Origin of the sequence: Vibrio alginolyticus NBRC 15630 = ATCC 17749 (assembly GCF_000354175.2) — a bacterium.
Taxonomy (GTDB): Bacteria; Pseudomonadota; Gammaproteobacteria; order Enterobacterales; family Vibrionaceae; genus Vibrio; species Vibrio alginolyticus.
Map to the genome: position 1 here is coordinate 249,465 of NC_022359.1, position 20,358 is coordinate 269,822.

A 20,358-nucleotide genomic window follows, 5' to 3' on the forward strand; every position below is an offset into this window, starting at 1 on the left:
TTGATTTGACCAAGGTATAGAACTAAAGAGGCAATTGGGAAATAGCATTGGTTCTTCGCGCCATTCGCAGTAAAGTAGCGCTACCCCTCAATAAGGAAATAAAGATAACAATGAACGCTCAATCATTTATCGACGCAGGATTGCATTACACTCCCCACAGTTTTACCGTTCCTCTGGATTACCAAGACGCGAGCAAAGGCACCATTGAAGTCTTCGCCCGTTCGGTTTGCCTAGTTGGCGATGAAGAATCGACCAAACCTTGGTTGGTTTACTTTCAGGGCGGGCCTGGCTTTCCCTCTCCACGTCAAAACGGCAATAACGGCTGGGTAAAACGCGCCCTGCAAGAGTACCGAGTTTTGCTTCTCGACCAGCGCGGTACGGGCAACAGCAGCGTAATTAATCACCAGACGCTTGCTCACCTCACGCCAGAGCAACAAGCAGACTACTTGAGCCACTTCCGAGCGGATAACATCGTGCGCGACGCGGAATACATTCGTGAGCAATTTGGCGTCGAAAAATGGGCGATCTTAGGTCAAAGCTTTGGTGGGTTTTGCTCCCTCACCTATTTGTCTTTGTTCCCAGATAGCTTGCTACAAAGCTACATCACAGGTGGCGTGCCATCAGTCTCACGTCATGCCGACGATGTGTATGAAGCCACTTTCAAACGCACCATGGAGAAAAACCAAGCGTTCTTCCAACAATTTCCAAGTGCGCAACAACTTTGCCAAAACATTGCGAATCACTTGCTGGAAAATGAAGAGTACCTACCAAATGGTCAACGCTTCACGGTGGAGCAATTTCAACAAATCGGCATCAACTTTGGTGTGAGTGATACTTTCTTACCAACTTACTATTGGCTAGAAAGCGCGTTGATTGAAGTGAACGGCAAACCACAACTTCGTTATGAGTTCTTAAACGATATGTTGGCGCAGCAAAACTTCCAAACCAACCCGATCTACGCCATTTTGCATGAATCGATTTACTGTCAAAGCTTCGCGTCGAATTGGAGTGCGCACCGCGTTCGCCAAACCCGATCAGAGTTTAATTATGAATCTGGCAAGCCATTTTACTTTACGGGGGAAATGGTCTTCCCATGGATGTTCGACCAATACGTTAACCTCAAGCCACTAAAAGACACCGCAGAAATATTGGCAGCGAAAGAAGATTGGACAACGCTGTACGATCAAACACAACTGGCTCAGAACAAAGTGCCTGTCAGTTGCGCCGTTTACGCCGATGATATGTTTGTTGAAATGGATATCAGCCGAGAGACGCTCGCGTTAATACCAAACTCAAAAGCGTGGATCACCAATGAGTACGAGCACAACGGCTTACGTGCCGACGGTGAACGTATTCTCGACAGGCTCATTGCCATGGGAAAACAGACCGCAGCTACGTTGAAATAAGCACGGCAGACGTTAGAAAAACGCCTTTTCAGTATGTGGTGAAAAGGCGTTTTATAGCGGTTTATGAACAATGGCGATCAGTCATTCACTCTTTGTCCCTAAACCTTTATCCCTCACCACCTCATGTATAAAACTGCGACATGTCCTTTCCTTGTCAATGACTCCGGTGATTACTTGGTGCTTCTTGCGCCTAACTTTTTTGAAGGGCCTAAAAGAGAATAACAGCATAAATTTAAACCAAAAGTATCGGCTCCAACCTACCTAACCCACTATAATTAATGCTTATAATTTGAACACATAGCGGCTTCACCTGCGGACATGCTCCCCCTACCAAAGACCGCCAGGCCCCGCCTACTCATAATATCCGTATAATTTGTCCGTATTTCCGACTAGTTTAGTCAGGTATACTTCGTGCCGCTAAAATTTTAAGGTCGTTGACCACCTGTATTTTTAAAGGAAACCTCATGAGTCAGTATGTAGTTTGTGCGCTGTACAAGTTTGTTGAGCTGAATAACTATCAAGAGCTACGCGAGCCATTACTTGCGTTGATGGAAAAACACCATATTCGCGGAACATTACTACTGGCAAGTGAAGGTATCAACGGTACTGTTGCATCTGATCGTGCAGGTATTGATACGCTACTGGAGTGGCTAAACAACGAACCTCGTTTGACTGGCACCGTATACAAAGAGTCGTATTCTGAGACCCAGCCATTCAATCGCACCAAAGTGAAATTGAAAAAAGAGATCGTAACATTAGGTGTTGAAGGTATAGACCCTCGCCACGTAGTGGGTACTTACGTGAAACCTCAAGAGTGGAACGATCTTATTGCTGATCCTGAAGTGTTTGTTGTCGATACACGTAATGATTACGAAATCGAGATCGGGACATTCAAAGGCGCTGTAAACCCAAATACTGAAACCTTTCGTGAATTCCCAGACTATGTAAAAGAAAACATGGACCCGGCAAAACACAAGAAAGTTGCGATGTTCTGTACCGGTGGTATCCGCTGCGAAAAATCAACGGCTTACATGAAAGAACAGGGCTTTGATGAGGTCTACCACCTAGAAGGCGGCATTCTTAAATATCTTGAAGAAGTTCCTCAAGAAGAGAGCATGTGGGAAGGCGATTGTTACGTATTTGACGGTCGTGTTGCCGTGAACCACCAGCTAGAAAAAGCAGATTACGATTTATGTAACGCTTGTCGTCTACCGATCACTGAAGAAGACAAACAGTCAGAATTGTTCGAGCAAGGCGTGAGCTGTCCAAAATGTCACGGCAAACACTCAGAAGAACAAATTGCTCGATTCCGCGAGCGTGAAAAACAAATTGTTCTTGCAGAGCAGCGAGGCGAGCAGCATGTTGGTGGTGAAAGTGCCAAGCAAAGAGAAGCTCGACGTGCCGCTAAGTACGCGCAAAAAGAAGCGCAGCGTAAACAAGACTAAGCCTAACTCTCCTTATATTTAGCGAGCTGCCGTAAGGTGGCTCGCTTTTACTGCGCACCAATACTCTTTCAATACAATTTTGTATCCCTCACCAATACCTCTAGTTGATTGTCTCTTTTACCTTCGGGTAGCCCCACCATTTCATCATAAGCACTTTGATGCACTAAGACCTGCTTATTTGCTTTGATATTCCTGCACTTCTTTTGCATCTCGATCAGGGAATGAGCCCTCAAAAAGATACCGTTGTCATCAGTGATAAATTGCGCTTCTCCATCAATCACAACAGATGCCTGATACAATGCGAGATCAAGCGAATGAATGACCAATTTGTCCACATAGAAGTATTTTTGTAACTTACTCAATGCTATTGCCATGTGTCACCTCCCTAAAAGTTACCTCTACGTTTTGTGGAATAAAACCGATCATTGGATGAGATTTCTTCGGTTTACTTGCGTACAACATCGGAAACAAAGAGGATTCCGATGCAAACAATCAATGTCGTGTGGTTAAAGCGAGATTTAAGGCTGACTGACCATCAACCACTAACTCAAGCATTATCAACAAAGCACCCAACTGTGCTTTTGTATATTGTTGAACCATTGCTATTGAACAACCCACACTATTCTGAGCGCCACTGGCGATTTGTTTGGCAATCACTGCAAGACATGGATGAAACGCTCAAAGCGTATGGGCATCGAATCACGGTGCTGTTTGACGATGCCTTAGCATGTTTCCAATCAATTCAAGCGCAATATCAAATCAACGCTGTTTTTTCTCACCAAGAAATAGGACTCAACTGCACCTTTGAACGAGACCGACAAGTTGCCGCTTGGCTGTATGAGCAGAACATCGACTGGTTTGAATTCGAACACGGTGCTGTAATCAGAGGTGCAATAAACCGGCAAGGTTGGGACAAACATTGGGACTCTGTCATGAGAGCCTCAATAAGCCCTATTGAGCTCCAAACCGACTTATTGCATTCATTGGATGCAGAAGCTCTCGGCTGTTCGTTTTCGCCACCATCATCCTGGCTATCAAAATGCAAAGGAATGCAAACGGGAGGAAGCCGGCTCGCTTGGAAAACACTAGAGGACTTTTTCCATCGTCGAGGTCGTGATTACTATCGAAGCATTTCTAGTCCCACAGCCTCACGCACAGCCTGTACTCGACTTTCTCCATATCTCGCTTGGGGTAACATATCCTTGCGTGAAGTTTATCAATACCTTTTGAAACACTGGCAAGTCGCTGGGTTTCGTCGCAGCTTAATTGCATTGTCTTCACGGCTTCATTGGCACTGTCACTTCATCCAAAAATTCGAATCGGAATACGACATGGAGTTTTACTGCGTTAATCGGGCTTACGAACCATTGATTAAACAAAGTAGTACTTTCGATGAAGAAAAGTTAGCAGCATGGAAATCCGGGCATACTGGCGTACCTTTGATTGATGCCTGCATGCGCTGTTTGCACCACACTGGTTACATTAACTTTCGCATGCGTGCCATGCTGGTTAGCTTTCTTACTCACCACATGAACATGAATTGGCGAGTAGGTGTAACGCATTTAGCGCAACTGTTTCTCGACTTTGAGCCCGGAATTCATTACCCACAATTCCAAATGCAAGCAGGAGTAACCGGGACTAACACAATCCGTATTTATAATCCGATCAAGCAAGCCCAAGAACATGATCCTGACGGCACGTTCATCTACAAGTGGGTACCTGAATTGCAAATGGTTCCTCCCCCTCTTTTATTCGAGCCTTGGACAATGACCCAGATGGAAGCTGTCATGTATCAGTTGCAGCCAGATAGCCGTTACCTTGCACCTATTATCACACCAGACAACGCAGCTAAGGCAGCAAGAGAGCGCTTATGGACGTGGCGGAAACGAGCCGATGTGAAACAAGAAGGCAGACGAATTCTTGCGCGACATGTTAGACCCTCAAAAGAAAGTAGGACGCGATGATCATCTCTCAATCACAATGCGTACAAATGCAAACACACTCCAGGGAACCAGTTGTACCCTCAACTAGTAAGGAACACATTATGTTCAAACGTATCTTAGTTATCGCGGCGACACTGATGGCGACGTTATCTTTTATGCTTCCCGTCAAGGCTCATGAGCATGGCATGATGAAAGCCGATATTGTCGACGTTGCCGCTGAAAACGGCTCTTTCAATACGCTTGTTGCTGCGGTAAAAGCAGCGGGCTTGGTTGACACTCTCAAAGGGGAAGGCCCATTTACTGTTTTTGCACCAACGGATGACGCTTTTGCAAAACTGCCAGACGGCACAGTCGACATGCTCTTAATGCCGGAAAACAAAGACAAGTTAGTATCTGTTTTGACTTATCACGTCGTCCCAGGGAAAGTGATGGCTGCCGATGTTGTTAAGCTAGACAAAGCGACTACGGTTCAGGGGCAAGATGTGATGATTAAAACCATGGGCGATAAAGTCATGGTTAACGATGCAAATGTCATTGCAACCGATGTGAAAGCTAAAAACGGTGTCATTCACGTGATTGATACTGTCATCATGCCGAAATAACACCATTCAAAGGGCGGTACACTCCGCCCTTTAGACAGAACTTCTTCCACCCTTAGCACGATTCCTCTCCACTTATCCCCAACAAACCCCCACTCATTCACGATGACTATAAAAAAGATAAAAACAAAATTAAAATCAATACCTTGCAAGACAACACTGCACAATATTGACGAGGTTAAGATATCGTTATCTTTCAATTTGAGAACAGGATTCCATGTCAGTGACGTTTACTTTTCCACATGTAAATTCTTAAGCTAAATTTTGGCTGCTCAATCACATTTCGGCAAACCATTCGAAAGGGTGGGACGCAAAGCTTCCGGTCTGTCAGCATTTAAAAATCTAAAAGAATGCTCATGATAGCGGGGTTACCATGACGCAGTGTTACAGAAGTCCAATTTCTGTAGAGTTGCTTTATGCTCAGCATGCGCCGGAGTGTGACATTAGTTTGTCAGCCATAACAGAGGACATGTGATGAAATCATTTCCAACCAAATCCGTACTCGCGTTAGCACTTGCAAGCATTAGCTCAGGTGCTGCGGCTCACGGTTATGTATCAGAAACCAATGGTGGTGTCGCTGCAAGTCGCTCGGCACTATGTAAGTATCCAACGCCAGATACTAACGAAAAAAATAATAACTGCGGTGCGATTCAATATGAACCGCAAAGCGTTGAAGGCCCTGATGGCTTTCCCGAAACAGGGCCTCGCGATGGTAAAATAGCGAGTGCCGAAACCGCTTTAGCAGCTGCCCTTGATGAGCAAACTGCCGACCGCTGGGTAAAACGCCCTATTCAAGCAGGTACACAAACTTTTGAATGGACATTTACCGCTAACCACGTGACGCGCGACTGGAAATATTACATCACCAAGCCTGATTGGAACCCAAACGCTTCACTATCACGAGACTCTTTTGATCTAACTCCTTTCTGTGTCATCGACGGCAATATGGTTCAACCCCCGAAACAGGTAAGCCATCAATGTAATGTGCCTACTCGCGAGGGATACCATGTCATCCTGGCAGTATGGGATGTTGGCGACACTGCAGCCTCATTTTATAACGTGATCGATGTGAAATTTGATGGTGACAGTCCCGTTATTCCAGATTGGAAGCAAGGCGGTCAAATTATTCCTACAATGGATTTAAATATTGGGGATTCGGTTTATACACGCGTATTTGATCAAGCAGGTGAAAACTTGGCGTATAGAACTGAACTAGAAATTACCGATGCAGCAATGGGCCAAGCGAAAAACTGGTCTTACGCACTCGCGACTAAGCTAAACCAAAAACAAGCAAAACTGCAAGCCGGGCAGTATGCAGAGGATAAATTCACTCCTGTTTATGGTACTAATCCGGTGTATCTGCAAGCAAATAGCGGCCTTGAGCGAGTAGAGATCGGCTATAACATTGAAACTCCTGTCCCAGAATACTCACTCACAGTAGATGGCTTAGCAGACGAGTATATCATTGAGTCAACACCGACAACGTTGGATCTGACACTAACTGCTGAAGGCGATTTAAATGCAGAACTCACCGTTTACAATCACCATCGCGAACCACTTGCAAGTTGGGCAAACGAAATGAAAGACGGCTCGGTAGAGGCGATATCGCTCGCTTTAAGTAAATCGGAGCCGGGTCACCATATGCTCGTAACACGTATTAAGGATAAAGATGGCAACTTGGTGGATCAGCAAACACTCGACTTTCACTTAAAAGAAGAGTCAGTTACTCCACCACCATCTGATGAGTACGATTTTGTCTTCCCTGAAGGACTATCTAGCTACACGGCGGGCACAAAAGTGCTTGCCAGCGACGGGGGCATTTATCAATGTAAACCTTTCCCATACTCTGGTTACTGTATGCAGTGGAAAGAAAGCGCAAACCATTACGAGCCTGGAATAGGTTCACACTGGGAGATGGCTTGGGATAAAGTCAACTAAATCACCCTTCGAACGTTAAGTAAAAAGAGCCTCACTATGAGGCTCTTTTATAATCAAACGCAAAAATGACAATTTTCCCGGTCTAAACCATAAACACCAGATAAACTAGTGAGATGCGCTCGCCCCTCAATCAGCCCCATTTCATACCCTTCTAGTAAAACGGATTGTCGCATTGATAAGCGCTGAACATGAAAATTATCTGGTGGGGCAATCACCCTAACATGTGTTCCTGGTGGAGGGTTACGAATAAACTCTAATGATTGATTATAGTTATCTGCACGTCTTAACATCGCATCCGCCATTTTGGGGTGCTCCGCAAACAGTTTCTTCATCAGCCATGTGGTCTTAACTGGTTTTTTGGCATAATTCAGCGGGTGAGAGAGTACTACGGTTATGTCGCGAGCCCCTCGACGATAAGCCTCACGCACTGGGATAGAATCAGCGACCCCACCATCGGTATAACAACCACCAGAAAAACAAGGGGTATGCTTGTAGGCAATCGGTAACGCTGTTGTCGCTTCAATCGCATGGTGAAAATTATCACGTGTCACGCGATAGTAATCTGCTTGCCCTGTATCTACATTTGTTGTCGCTGCGAGAAAAGGAACGCCATTAAACAGTTTATTTTCATCGACGGGATACAAGCGATTAGATTCTTCAAACAACCACTTCACATCGATGAGGTCTCCACCTTTAACGAAGCGAGTCGGGTCAAAAAAGCGTTTGCTTGTGGCCAGCTTAGTAATGACGTTAATACTGCGATGCGGGTAGTCGGTCAAATACCCAATCAAATTTGATGCACCAGCAGATACACCGACTGCAAAATCAAACGGTTTATAACTCTGCTCTAAAAACGCATCTAACACTCCGCTTGCGAAGACGCCTCGCATCGCGCCACCTTCTACTACAATTGCTTTTGTTGCCATATTTCCCCCATTCTCCTTGCCAAAAGAGTAATGAAATTCGTGCAATCACAACAATTGAATATTCTTATTATTGAAATAGGTGAAGTCTATTTATTTCTCTCTTAGAAAATGAAAACTAAAGTTCAAAAAATCCGTACCCGTTAGAAATGTAATTGCGGGCTTAACCAAGGTGGCAAGGTCTAAGAGAAATCTAGGAGAAAACCGTTTTATAGGCTTCGCCCGCGCCATCAATGAACATTTGAGTACCAATAACCGCTAGAATTAAGCCCATCATTTTAGTCACAACATTTAGAGCACTTGGTCCAACCGCTTTGACCAATTTGTCTCCAAATAAAAACAGTACATAGGTGATCACACAGAGGACAGCGAAAGAAACGATAGTAATAATGGTTTGATCGAAACCACCCGCTGTCGCAAAGTTCATCGCGGTAGCAATCGTTCCAGGCCCAGCTAATATTGGCATCGCCAGTGGAGACACTGCAATACTCAATGCCGCCCGTTGCTGAGCTGGTGAATACGCCTTCTCTTTGGTTTTCTGATGCGTCGAATCACCTTGAAGCATGTTAAAACCTATCAAAAACACCAAAATACCGCCTGTTATTCGCAATGCATAAAGCGTGATGCCAAACAAATCAAAAATTAACTTACCGGCAATAGAAAATATCGCGATGATAATAAATGCAATAAAAACCGAGCGGAGCGCAATGGAACGGATGGTTTCTTTATCTTCATCAGCAGTTAAACTCAAAAAGATGGGAATATTGGCGATAGGGTTCATGATGGCAAAGAAGCCCATAAACACCGTAACTGTATGAACAATGAGTTCTTTCATATTTTCCACTGCATTTAAATTATTGATTCTAAAAACAGTATATACGCTCTCAAACAGAACGAGTGGTGTATTCTCGATTCGTCTTCACACTTATGCACCAAGCATTGTTTTTCTTTTGAGATAGTTTACCGACTCATCAAATGTCGCTAAGGTGAGTCTTCAGCCTTTACACGTAACAGGGGATGTTAAGTCACCATGAACAGCACGATTCAAACAATTCTCAACCACCGCTCAATTCGAAAATTCACCTCACAACCGATTGAGAGCGAACAATTAGATGCCCTTCTTCAAGCCGGCCTTGCGGCGTCCTCATCAAGCATGTTGCAAGTCGTTTCAATTATTCGCGTGACCGACAAAGAAAAACGTACGCTATTAGCTCAATATGCCGGAAATCAAGGGTACGTTGAAAGCGCGGCTGAGTTTTTGGTGTTTTGCATTGATTACCAACGCCACGCCAGTATCAACCCAGATGTTCAAGCTGACTTTACCGAGTTAACGCTAATAGGCGCTGTAGACTCGGGCATCATGGCACAAAATTGCTTGCTTGCGGCGGAGTCGATGGGACTAGGAGGTGTGTATATTGGTGGTTTACGAAACAATGCCCAAAAAGTAGACGAATTATTAGGTTTACCTAAAAATACCGCCATTTTATTTGGTATGTGTCTTGGTCATCCAGATCAAGCCCCTGAAGTAAAACCTCGCCTACCTAAGCATGTCGTGGTGCATGAAAATCAGTATCAAGACCTAAGCTTGGATGATATTCAGACGTATGACCAAACTATGCAAAACTACTATGCAAACCGTTCGAGCAATCAAAAACAGAGTACTTGGTCGCAAGAAGTCACCTGTAAACTGGCTGGGGAATCACGTCCGCATATCCTGCCTTACTTAAACAGTAAAGGACTCACTAAAAGGTGATGACCACAATACGATAGGATCAAAAAAGGCCTCTGAAGAGGCCTTTAGAATTTATCAGCAAAAACTTGCTTAGTTACCGCCTGTCGCGCCAGTGCCTGGACCCGGTGGATCTTCAGGTTCAATTGGCTCACCGACTTCCGCATCTGGGATTTGTGGTACTTCAGGTTCGATATCTTCTAGTGGAGTGTCGTTATCAATAGCCTCTTGTACATCAGCAACAACTTTCTGAGTATCTTCAGCTGGAATCGTTACGTAGATAACATCACCCGAATCATTCTCAGGATAATTTGGGTTCGCCGCGATTACATCTTCTGTTATTGCTTTTGCAGCAACAGCTACAGCTTCAGGCGAAGCTGTTGGGTTCGCTTTGATGATATCTGATACAACGTTTGCTGTTGCAACTAGCTGAGTAGCAAGTGCGCTGTTACCACCCTCACTACCAAGTCCTGCTACTACAGATTCTGTATCACGAAGGATTTCGTCAACTGTTTTACCACTTGCATTGATATCGATACCCAAATTCTCGAATACTTTTTCAGCGATATCAGAAGAGTATACTTCACCATCTTTTAAAGAGTTAGCAACCAAAGTCGTAAATGGAGAGCCTGTTACCAATGAATCCGTCTGGGCTAGGCCTTGAGGGATTTTGTAGTCAGATGTAATAGGTTTACCATTTGACGCGTCTTTACTATCTTCTGTGTGCGTTAATACGAAAGCACAATCACCTGGCGCATTTACAACGTTGATATTTTCAAAACGCGCTTTACCAACCATACCTTCATAGTTTGTTGTATTTTCAATCGCGTCGTATGTCTCACCACCACATACTGCTTGAACTTTCATGCCGATAACAGCTGGGTCATAAGCCTGAACTGAGTATCTTTTTACCTCAGGATCGCTGTCACTACCACAACCTGCTAGTAGGACTGCTGCCACACTTGCCGTTAAAAGTTTGATTTTCAAAATTAGCTCCAATATTTGTTGTTATATCCGACCGCAACAGGAAGCATAACGGCAGTTGCATATAGTGTAAATAGGATGCATACAACTTTGGCATGAGTTTTTTCACATTCTTGCCTGTTTGCTTGTGCAAAATCATGCATTCATCTCATTAACGTTAAATAGACACAATTTTGTCATGTATTCGTCAGTATTTTTTCAAGTAACTTGTTGCCTTTATTGCAACCAGATGGATAATAGTTGACTATTTTTTGTGGGTCGGATTTTCACACCTTCATTAATGAAACTAAGAGCTCTAAGTCGCTAGCAGCCATTTGGAGTGTTTATTACACAAATAATTCTGAATGGACTCGCTTTCTAAAGGCTTAAAACTGCAGTAAATCATCAATATTGATGAAATGCAGTTCAATTAGAATGAATCAATTTCAGTCGGCAAACTTTCTTTCGGTAGTTATAAACCAATGAACACATTTAATAAATTTTTGGGGATATCAGTACTTCCTATCCTTCTTACAGGGTGTACTTTGCCTGGTAGCCACCTTTCGGTCAGTGACAAAACAGTCATGAGCACTGAATCGAGTGATATAGAGTCTCAGGTTACCGTTTATCCCTTAACTTTGGAGCGCGTAACGTCTTTAAATTCAGTGGACCCTTTTTCAAAACCAAACCCAGAGTTAGATATTGAAATCGCAAAATATGAATACGAAGTAGGACCTGGCGATATCCTAAATATCACTATTTGGGATCACCCAGAGCTAACGATCCCAGCGGGCTCATACCGAAGCTCAGCCGAAGCGGGTAACTGGGTGCATTCGGATGGCACGATCTTCTACCCTTACATAGGTGTCGTACATGTTGAAGGCAAAAACGTACGTCAGATTCGTGCAGACATTGCAAGCCGCCTTGCAAAATACATTGAGAGCCCACAGGTCGATGTAAGCGTTGCGGCATTTCGCTCTAAAAAGACTTATGTAACTGGCGAAGTTAACAAGCCAGGACAACAACCAATTACAAACATCCCCCTTACACTTCTAGATGCTGTGAATAGAGCTGGCGGACTGGCTGCCGAGGCTGATTGGCGTAATGCGACACTGACACGCAATGGCGTTGTTGAAAACGTCTCTTTGTATGCTCTGATGCAACAAGGCGATTTAACTCAAAACCGCCTTCTAAAGCCTGGCGATATTGTTCATATTCCTCGAAACGATGCGCAAAAAGTATTTGTTATGGGCGAGGTTAACGATCCGAAATTACTCAAAATTGATCGTAGCGGCATGAGCCTTACTGAGGCTCTTAGCAGCGTTGGTGGTATCAGTGAAATCTCCGCAGATGCTACCGGTGTGTTTGTCATCAGACGTTCAAAAGAAGAAGCTAAAATGGCGGACATTTATCAGCTAGATGTTTCTGACGCTTCTGCTTTGGTGATTGGTACTGAGTTTGATCTCAACCCTTACGACATAGTCTATGTGACGGCTGCACCTGTTAGTCGTTGGAATCGTGTGATTGCTCAGCTCGTTCCAACCATTTCCGGCTTTAATGAACTAACCGAAGGTGTACTACGAGTACGCACTTGGCCGTAAAACAACGTGCCGCAAGAAAATTATCTCTTGCGGCACGTAATCGATAGCTACTCAGCTCAATTGCGCAATATAAAGAAGCCAGCAATTCAGTTGAGATCATAAGCATACAACTTAAAGTAGGGTAAGCATTTGTTTTCTAATATTCTTGTCGTCTGTGTCGGTAATATTTGCCGCTCTCCAACAGGAGAGCGGCTTTTGCAGTCTTTACTACCAAACAAACATGTCGCATCAGCAGGAATCGCAGTAGATAAGAGCCATCTAACGGGAAAAGCTGCTGACGAGATGGCAACCACTATCGCGAACGAACATGGCGTAAGCTTAGATGGACACGAAGCACGACAATTAACACCTGAGCTTTGCGCTCAATACGATCTGATATTGGTTATGGAAAAAGGTCATTTAGAAGCCTTAACCAAAATCGCTCCTGAGGCACGAGGTAAAACGATGCTGTTTGGACAGTGGATAAATGAACAAAACATCCCTGATCCATACAGACAAAGTAGAGAAGCTTTCGAACATGCATATACGCTTATAGAAAAAGCAGCAAAAGCGTGGTCTCAAAAACTATAAGCCGCAAGGCTAAATAAACGCCAATGGTAAGGTATTTAAGAAGTTAAAGTAATGACAACACAAACTATTAAGCAATCACGTCAAGCCGACGATGAGATCGATTTGGGAAAGTTATTTGGGATCATTCTCGATGCCAAATGGCTCATTCTATGTACCGTAGTCCTATTTTCGATTATAGGCGTCGGCGTTGCCATTCTATCAACACCTATCTATAAAGCTGACGCTCTTATCCAAATCGAAAGTAAGAGTTCAGGTGGTATTTCAGCGATGGTTGGTGATATGGGAGAGCTGTTTTCAGCAGAATCATCAGCGACAACAGAAATAGAGATCATCAAATCTCGTATGATCTTGGGCGGTACTGTTGATAAGTTCAACTTAACGACTGTCGTTTCTCCAAACTACATGCCAATTATTGGTAAAGGCCTAGCTCGACTACAAGGTGAGCAAATCAGTCTGAGCGTTTCACGATTTAATGCTCCTTCTTACGCAGTTGGCGTTCCTTTAACTCTTGAAGTTATTGATTCTGAAAAACAGACGTTCAGGCTCTTAGAAGATGACAATAACGTCATTCTAGAAGGTAAAGTTGGTGAACTGCTTGAGAAGAATGGATACCAGTTTTTGGCGACTGAACTTGTGGCTCAAACTGGTGACTCATTCACGGTCAGCAAAATCAGTAAATTAGATGCAATTAATAAACTTCAAGAAAACTTATCGATTAGCGAACGTGGTAAGCAAACCGGGATTATATCTTTAAGCTTCTCTGGTGAAGACCGCGCTAAGATTCAAGATATCTTGAACGACATTAGCCAAAACTACTTCTTACAAAACGTTCAAAGAAATTCTGCAGAGGCAGAGCAAAGCCTCGAGTTCTTGAAAGGTCACCTCCCAGACATCAAAACAAAACTGACCGCTTCTGAAGACGTTTTAAATCGGTTCCGTCAAGAAAATGAATCTATCGACTTAGGCCTTGAAGCTCAGTCAACGCTGAAAGTAATGGTTGAGTTAGAAGCACAGCTAAATGAGCTTACATTCAAAGAAAGTGAGATCAGCCAACGCTTCACACAGGATCACCCAGCTTATAAGTCGCTACTTGATAAACGTGAAACACTATTAAAAGAGAAAGAACGTCTTAATAAACAAGTTCAAAAGTTACCGAAAACACAGCGTGAAGTTCTACGTATGACACGCGATGTAGAAGTAAACCAACAAATCTACATCCAACTATTGAACAAGGTTCAAGAGCTCAACATTATTAAAGCCGGAACAGTTGGCAACGTTCGAATCTTAGATAACGCTCAATCTTCCTCTAAGCCAATTAAGCCGAAAAAAGCGCTTATCGTTGTGCTAGCAACACTGCTTGGCGGTATGGCAGGCGTGGCTTTCGTATTAATTCGTGCAGCATTCCACCGTGGTGTGGAAACACCAGATCAAATTGAACAAATTGGCATGCCAGTTTACGCAAGCGTTCCAAAATCTATTCAACAACTGGAATTTGCAAACAAGCTTAAGCGCAACAAAGGCAGCAACAATGAGCTAGTCCTTCTAGCGGAAGCTAACCCAGCCGATCTTTCCATTGAGGCTCTACGTAGTCTTCGCACTAGCTTGCACTTTGCAATGATGGAAGCGAAGAATAACGTTCTTATGATTTCAGGTCCTGCACCATCTATCGGCAAAACATTTGTATCGACCAACTTTGCGGCCGTCGCTGCGAAAACCGGTCAGAAAGTGCTGCTTATTGATGCGGATATGCGTAAAGGTTATTTGCAGCAATGCTTCGGTCTACGTTGGGACAACGGTCTTTCTGATTACTTGAGCGGTAAGACATCCCTTAGCAACATCATTAAATCGACATCCATTGATAATTTAGATGTTGTGACTCGCGGCCAAGTACCACCAAATCCGTCAGAACTTCTTATGCACCCTCGCTTCAAGAGCTTTGTTGACGAGATGTCTGCACAATACGATCTAGTCATCATCGATACACCGCCTGTACTCGCAGTTACCGACCCAAGCATTGTTGGCGCGCTTGCAGGAACAACTCTGATGGTCGCTCGTTTTGATCAAACGACTTTGAAGGAGATTGAAGTCGCGCAAGGTCGCTTCGAGCAATCAGGCGTTGAAGTTAAAGGTGTGATTCTCAATGCAGTTGAGAAAAAAGCATCTAACTCATACGGCTATGGATACGGCTACTATAACTACGCGTACAAAAGCGAATCATAACTTGAATTTAGATCGCTGATTAAACCAAATATGACAAAGCCCTGCTAGAAACAGCAGGGCTTTTTCTATTGCACTCTTAATTGCTTGTACGTAATCAAACTAAGCAAGACAAAGAATATTGGGTCACTCCAACCAAAACCGACAAATACTCCGATAATGCCGGCATAGGTAGTAATCACTGCCCCTAAGCCATTAGTAATCAATAATGCTTTAAACAGCTGTTTCGCAGTATGCCCTGATTCCACATTACGTAACATCAAACTCACCGCAGCGATTCCACCTAAAAAGATCGAAGTATGCTGCGATAAAAACAGCGCGTACTGGTCGTTAATTTGTACTCCATACATCGGCCACATTATGGTTGGTACAAAAAACAACGCAAAAGCGAATACCGTATATACGACACCATGAACGGTTAGAAAAGTGCGGTTGGTCATCATCTCCTTATCCTCTAATAGGCCCTTGATTGAGCGTCGTTAACAGCACATTGATATCGAAGATTTGACCTCGTACTTCGACTACACCCATTTTTCGCAAGCGTGCGGCATGCATTTCGAGATAAGCTTGCGCCGTGGCTTCATCTTCAAAAAGATAGATACCACCACCGAGTTTGTCTTTTTCGCTTTCCGTCCAGATTTTCCAAATCATGCCCGGCTCTTGGTTAATCGACTTAGCTAAGTCGACCAAAGCATTCGACATCTCTTCACCAAACGGACCATGAAATTCAAAATCAACTTGCAATAATTTCGCCATCTTGAGTCTCCTCTTCTTATTGACTCATTTTCGATGACAAGATTATTACCTTTATAAAACTGACAGAAAAGTTCATAATTTTGCCATTAACTGTCTAAAAAATTGACTCATGAGACTAAAAACGACCTTAGAACAATGGCAAACGCTACAAGCGATTAATCAAGAAGGCAGCATTCAATCCGCAGCTTTACTGCTCAACAAGAGCCATACCACATTGATCTACTCGGTGAGGAAGTTAGAAGACCAACTTGGTATTCAACTTATCGAAGTACGAGGGCGCAAAGCGGGTTTGACAGAGCACGGCAAAACCATACTGCGTCGTGCACAATCCATGCTTGAACAAGCGCGGGAACTAGAAGTCATCAGCGAGCAGTTAAAAAGTGGGGTGGAATCTCAAATCACGGTCGCAATAGATCATCTTTGTGACCCTTGTTGGCTTTATGCACCACTCAGTCAATTTTTGGAGGACAACAACACGACCTCCGTTCAAGTGGTTGAAACGTCACTGAGCAAAACAACCGAAATGGTCGTAAATGAGCTCGCTGACATCGCAATCATCAACTTACCGATAACCAACTACCCTGCCGAAGCATTTGGCGTAACAACCATGCTGCCTGTAATCGCAGCACACCATCCACTCGCTAAAAAGCCGCATGTTTCCATCGACGATTTTGCAACCACCAGCCAAATTGTCATCCGTGACTTAGGTGATTCAGACAAAACGAAAAGAGATGTGGGTTGGTTACGCGCACGTCAGCGTATTACCGTCGATAACTTCGACCACGCTTTTCACGCCGTAGAGCAAGGCGCTGGATTTTGTCGGCTACCAGCGCACTTAGTCGCAGCCCGCAAGAGCGATAAAATTAAAGTATTGGAGATCGAACACTCCCATCAATATCAAGTTGCGCTGCACCTCACTTTACCCAAAGGAGCCAAAAGTGGTCCTGCTACTCAAGCGCTTTATCGTACTTTACTCAAAAGTGTAGAAACTCGAGCCTAGCGACAGTGGTATTGAGTTGAATCGCTAGTGTTATCGCCTATTGATTCTCCCTAAATATAGAGAAACGGCCATTTTGTGACGCTACACTCTCACAAAAGGTTGCACGAAGGATAGCGACCACCTACTATCACTCTGCTCATGCCTAAAGCACCCAACACTCGCGGAAAGAACTCGGTTCACGGCAATATCCTCACCTGCTTGGTTTAGCAGGCAAAATCTGTTTTTACCTTCTTTTTAGCTTCTATTTAGGCGAGTGTGGAAGAAATAAGAAAGGTGAAATATGAACTCTACAAATAGCTTCTCGATCAATATCAATCAGCAAAAATCCATTGCTAAAAAAAGGCTCAAAGCTATCCGCCTATACGATGACGCTACGTTGGAGTTAGTTAAGCGATGTCACTCCAAACCAGAGTCATTGACTCCCAATACAATTCAATTGGCTGACGTTCAACATGCACTCGCAAGAGAACTGGGCTTATCCAGTTGGAGTAAACTAAAAGCTCATGTCGAAGAGCTAGAAGCGCACAAACGAGCCATCAAAGAACAAAAAACGCCCCTAGATGCGAAAGTAAAAACGCTACACGTTCGTTGTGGCCACGACATTCAACAACAACTTAAAGCCAGCGGATTTGAAGGGACATTTTTAGCCCTGATCGATCCGCTTTGTATTGGCCCCATACCAGCAACACCACAGAACTTCCTTGCCATTCGTGCCCAATATGTCGTAGAGACTCTGCTGCCTGTGATGAAGCGTGAAGACTCGGTTCAAGATATAGTCACATTGGAACAATCAAACCTCGATCTGTTGCAAAGTGATGTATTTGAACGAATCGTCTTTTGGGTCGAACATGACAGCTATGATCAATTGATGCTAATTCGTGCTCTAACACTGTTAGAGAATGTAGAGAACAAAGTGATAGAGATCATTGAGTTGAACCAGTTTCCGGGTACTGAGCGATTCATCGGCTTTGGGCAGTTGCCTGAAGAAGCTATTCGTTCTTGTTGGCGATATCGTAAACCCGTATCTGCTAAGTTATTGAGCCAAGCAAAGCAGTGTTGGAAAGCAGTGTCATGTTCCTCACCAAAAGCTATCGTCAGTTTGATAGAGCAACATCAACTGGATTGCTTACCCAATATACTCGACGTGCTTAAACGCCATTTGCAAGAGTTACCTAATTCACAAACTGGATTGAGCTTGACACAACACCTCGCACTAAAGGTTTTGAACTCGCAAAATCGTTCAATTCCCATCAAAGATTGGTTTGAGCAATATCAACAACTAGAACCTCTTCCTTACCTAGGAGACGTGATGTTTTACGCGTTACTCCTCCCTCTAGCACAGTGTCAAACACCTTTGATCACGATTGAGTCACGTGAAAGGCACTGGTGGGAACAAAGCGTCCGTATCACTGAGGCTGGCAAGCAGTGTTTGGAGGGTTTAATACGAGCGAAACAATGCTATTGGGTTGGAGGGATTAAAAATACCAGTCAAAGTTATTGGAGCTGGGATCACCTCCAACTAACTACACTTGCCAACCATCATTGAGTTGACAAATATGAAAGCATAAAAGGTTCGTTGGCTCTGATGAACACTCAATACTAAAGTATCGCTAAAGAAGCGACCGCTAGTCTGAATACAACTTAAATAGTTATGCAGAAATGCATCCACTCAAAGAGAGTATGCACTCTATCTCTTATTAAAATTTATTGTAAATCCTCTTTGTTATCGGTTGTATATTCGATAAAAGTGTTAAAATACAAACTTTTCACCCGACCAATTCGTTAATATTTGGTTAAAATCCCATTTTTAATAGTGATAAAGTTCACATCTATTAACCATTTAGAGGATTATTCTTTCGTATTTTCTCACTCCGCTGCTAATCTGCTCGCCGCTTTGAAGTGAACTCAAGGTGCATAACTATAAGGAGTGTTCTCATGAATACCAAGAAACCGATGTCGCTTACCAGCCGCGTAATTTTAGGTATGGTTGCGGGTATCTTGACAGGATTTGCAATTCGCACACTTTTTGCCGACAACGGATTTGTCGACGCATACATTGTTAATGGATTATTCGAAGTTGGTGGACAGATCTTCGTTGCCAGCTTAAAAATGCTTGTTGTACCGCTAGTATTTGTTTCGTTAGTTTGTGGTACTAGCTCTCTCAAAGACCTCTCTACACTGGGTCGCATGGGCGGTAAAACCCTCGCTTTCTACGTTACGACAACGGCTATCGCGATTACGCTTGCTCTAACTATGGGTACTCTATTCCAGCCAGGGGCAGGGGCAGATCTAACGGCAGCAAGTTCATTCAAATCAGCCGAAGCGCCATCTTTAGGTCAGGTGATCATCGATATGTTCCCGACCAACCCAATCAGCGCAATGGCAGAAGGTAAAACTCTGCAAGTTATCGTGTTCGCCGTGCTATTCGGTATCGCGATCAGTGCAGCGGGTAAACCAGGCGAACGCATCGCAGCATTCTTCTCTGATCTGAATGAAGTGATCATGAAACTGGTCGCGATTTTGATGAACTTGGCGCCTTATGGAGTGTTCTTCTTAATGGCGAAGCTATTTACTGGTCTTGGTCTGGGCGCGATCGTCAATCTGGCAGAGTACTTCTTAGTACTGGCTGGTACGCTTGTCCTACACGGTCTAGTTACTTACAGCTTAATGTTAAAAGGTTTCACAGGTCTAAACCCAATTACATTCCTACGTAAGATGGAAGACGCGATCATGTTTGCTTTTTCTACAGCATCATCGAACGCGACGATTCCAGTGACAATGGAAACAGCAAAGCACCGCATGGGTGTTGAGAACCGTGTATCATCGTTCACAGTACCACTTGGTGCAACCGTGAACATGGACGGTACGGCGATCATGCAGGGCGTAGCAACTGCGTTTATTGCTCAAGCTTTCAATATTGATTTAACTATGGGCGATTACCTAATGGTTATCATGACGGCAACTCTGGCGTCTATCGGTACCGCAGGTGTTCCTGGTGTGGGTCTTGTCATGCTTGCTATGGTATTGAACCAAGTTGGTCTGCCGCTTGAAGGTATCGCGCTCATCATGGGTGTTGACCGTCTTCTTGATATGATTCGTACCGCGGTAAATATCACTGGTGACAGTGCTGTAACCGTCATCGTTGCAAAATCAGAGGGTGCATTGGATGAGGCTCGCTTCAACGACCCAATGGCAGGCGTAGCCGAAGAAGAAGTGCATCTTAAACGCGCTGACGCCTAAATCGTTCTACGATTACCATTCTGAAATT

The 20,358-nt window shown here is 44.0% G+C and carries 18 protein-coding genes and 1 riboswitch; of the genes, 12 read left to right on the forward strand and 6 right to left on the reverse strand.

Features of this window, described 5'->3' with window-relative positions; translation table 11 throughout:
* Positions 1 to 110: 110 nt before the first annotated feature.
* Together N646_RS16460 and trhO are read left to right on the forward strand one after the other, a co-directional pair.
* Complete coding sequence (locus N646_RS16460) at positions 111 to 1,406, forward strand: alpha/beta fold hydrolase (RefSeq protein WP_017820146.1); 1,296 nt, start codon at positions 111 to 113, stop codon at positions 1,404 to 1,406.
* Positions 1,407 to 1,870: 464 nt separating this feature from the next.
* Positions 1,871 to 2,851, forward strand: coding sequence for an oxygen-dependent tRNA uridine(34) hydroxylase TrhO (trhO, locus tag N646_RS16465; RefSeq protein WP_017820145.1), 981 nt, complete (start codon positions 1,871 to 1,873; stop codon positions 2,849 to 2,851).
* A gap of 68 nt (positions 2,852 to 2,919) precedes the next feature.
* Here the strand turns inward: trhO and N646_RS16470 are convergent, their stop codons facing one another.
* The gene (locus N646_RS16470; RefSeq protein WP_017634442.1) at positions 2,920 to 3,225 is read right to left on the reverse strand and encodes a DUF6482 family protein; all 306 of its coding nucleotides are present in this window, start codon (positions 3,223 to 3,225) and stop codon (positions 2,920 to 2,922) included.
* A gap of 108 nt (positions 3,226 to 3,333) precedes the next feature.
* Between N646_RS16470 and N646_RS16475 the strand changes: the two genes are divergently transcribed.
* From N646_RS16475 to gbpA, 3 genes are all read left to right on the forward strand, one after another.
* Positions 3,334 to 4,815, forward strand: a complete 1,482-nt coding sequence (locus N646_RS16475; protein ID WP_017820144.1) for a cryptochrome/deoxyribodipyrimidine photo-lyase family protein — start codon at positions 3,334 to 3,336, stop codon at positions 4,813 to 4,815.
* Between the two features lie 80 nt (positions 4,816 to 4,895).
* Positions 4,896 to 5,396, forward strand: coding sequence for a fasciclin domain-containing protein (locus N646_RS16480; RefSeq protein ID WP_005384595.1), 501 nt, complete (start codon positions 4,896 to 4,898; stop codon positions 5,394 to 5,396).
* A 272-nt stretch (positions 5,397 to 5,668) separates the two neighbouring features.
* A riboswitch (cyclic di-GMP riboswitch) is annotated at positions 5,669 to 5,769 on the forward strand.
* Between the two features lie 98 nt (positions 5,770 to 5,867).
* Complete coding sequence (gene gbpA, locus N646_RS16485; RefSeq protein WP_017820143.1) at positions 5,868 to 7,331, forward strand: N-acetylglucosamine-binding protein GbpA; 1,464 nt, start codon at positions 5,868 to 5,870, stop codon at positions 7,329 to 7,331.
* A gap of 53 nt (positions 7,332 to 7,384) precedes the next feature.
* Here the strand turns inward: gbpA and N646_RS16490 are convergent, their stop codons facing one another.
* Together N646_RS16490 and N646_RS16495 are read right to left on the reverse strand one after the other, a co-directional pair.
* Positions 7,385 to 8,257 (reverse strand): patatin-like phospholipase family protein, encoded by an 873-nt coding sequence (locus tag N646_RS16490; protein WP_017820142.1) that lies wholly within the window; start codon positions 8,255 to 8,257, stop codon positions 7,385 to 7,387.
* A 190-nt stretch (positions 8,258 to 8,447) separates the two neighbouring features.
* Entirely contained in the window at positions 8,448 to 9,089 is a 642-nt protein-coding gene (locus N646_RS16495) for a MarC family protein (RefSeq protein ID WP_005374889.1), read from the reverse strand.
* Between the two features lie 195 nt (positions 9,090 to 9,284).
* Between N646_RS16495 and nfsA the strand changes: the two genes are divergently transcribed.
* The gene (gene nfsA, locus N646_RS16500) at positions 9,285 to 10,007 is read left to right on the forward strand and encodes an oxygen-insensitive NADPH nitroreductase (RefSeq protein ID WP_017820141.1); all 723 of its coding nucleotides are present in this window, start codon (positions 9,285 to 9,287) and stop codon (positions 10,005 to 10,007) included.
* 69 nt (positions 10,008 to 10,076) lie between these two features.
* Here the strand turns inward: nfsA and N646_RS16505 are convergent, their stop codons facing one another.
* Complete coding sequence (locus N646_RS16505) at positions 10,077 to 10,970, reverse strand: hypothetical protein (RefSeq protein WP_017820140.1); 894 nt, start codon at positions 10,968 to 10,970, stop codon at positions 10,077 to 10,079.
* A gap of 458 nt (positions 10,971 to 11,428) precedes the next feature.
* Between N646_RS16505 and N646_RS16510 the strand changes: the two genes are divergently transcribed.
* The 3 genes from N646_RS16510 to N646_RS16520 all read left to right on the forward strand — a co-directional run bounded on the left by N646_RS16510 (position 11,429) and on the right by N646_RS16520 (position 15,337).
* Entirely contained in the window at positions 11,429 to 12,547 is a 1,119-nt protein-coding gene (locus N646_RS16510) for a polysaccharide export protein (protein WP_017820139.1), read from the forward strand.
* 129 nt (positions 12,548 to 12,676) lie between these two features.
* Complete coding sequence (locus N646_RS16515; RefSeq protein WP_017820138.1) at positions 12,677 to 13,117, forward strand: arsenate reductase/protein-tyrosine-phosphatase family protein; 441 nt, start codon at positions 12,677 to 12,679, stop codon at positions 13,115 to 13,117.
* Between the two features lie 51 nt (positions 13,118 to 13,168).
* Positions 13,169 to 15,337: a polysaccharide biosynthesis tyrosine autokinase gene (locus N646_RS16520; protein ID WP_017820137.1), complete on the forward strand. Its 2,169-nt coding sequence runs from the start codon at positions 13,169 to 13,171 to the stop codon at positions 15,335 to 15,337.
* A 65-nt stretch (positions 15,338 to 15,402) separates the two neighbouring features.
* On the opposite strand, the gene N646_RS16525 is transcribed toward N646_RS16520, so the two are convergent.
* On the reverse strand, positions 15,403 to 15,774 hold the full coding sequence (locus N646_RS16525; RefSeq protein ID WP_017634450.1) for a hypothetical protein: 372 nt from the start codon (positions 15,772 to 15,774) through the stop codon (positions 15,403 to 15,405).
* A gap of 7 nt (positions 15,775 to 15,781) precedes the next feature.
* On the reverse strand, positions 15,782 to 16,090 hold the full coding sequence (locus tag N646_RS16530) for a monooxygenase (RefSeq protein ID WP_017820136.1): 309 nt from the start codon (positions 16,088 to 16,090) through the stop codon (positions 15,782 to 15,784).
* A gap of 109 nt (positions 16,091 to 16,199) precedes the next feature.
* Here N646_RS16530 and N646_RS16535 point away from each other — a divergent pair, with 109 nt between their 5' ends.
* The 3 genes from N646_RS16535 (at position 16,200) to N646_RS16545 (ending at position 20,330) form a co-directional block, all read left to right on the forward strand.
* Positions 16,200 to 17,090: a LysR family transcriptional regulator gene (locus N646_RS16535; protein WP_017820135.1), complete on the forward strand. Its 891-nt coding sequence runs from the start codon at positions 16,200 to 16,202 to the stop codon at positions 17,088 to 17,090.
* 280 nt (positions 17,091 to 17,370) lie between these two features.
* The gene (locus N646_RS16540) at positions 17,371 to 18,636 is read left to right on the forward strand and encodes a DUF1835 domain-containing protein (RefSeq protein ID WP_017820134.1); all 1,266 of its coding nucleotides are present in this window, start codon (positions 17,371 to 17,373) and stop codon (positions 18,634 to 18,636) included.
* Positions 18,637 to 19,025: 389 nt separating this feature from the next.
* Positions 19,026 to 20,330 carry a dicarboxylate/amino acid:cation symporter gene (locus N646_RS16545; RefSeq protein WP_017820133.1) on the forward strand — a complete coding sequence of 435 codons (1,305 nt, stop codon included), beginning with the start codon at positions 19,026 to 19,028 and terminating at the stop codon, positions 20,328 to 20,330.
* The last annotated feature ends 28 nt before the right edge of the window (positions 20,331 to 20,358 follow it).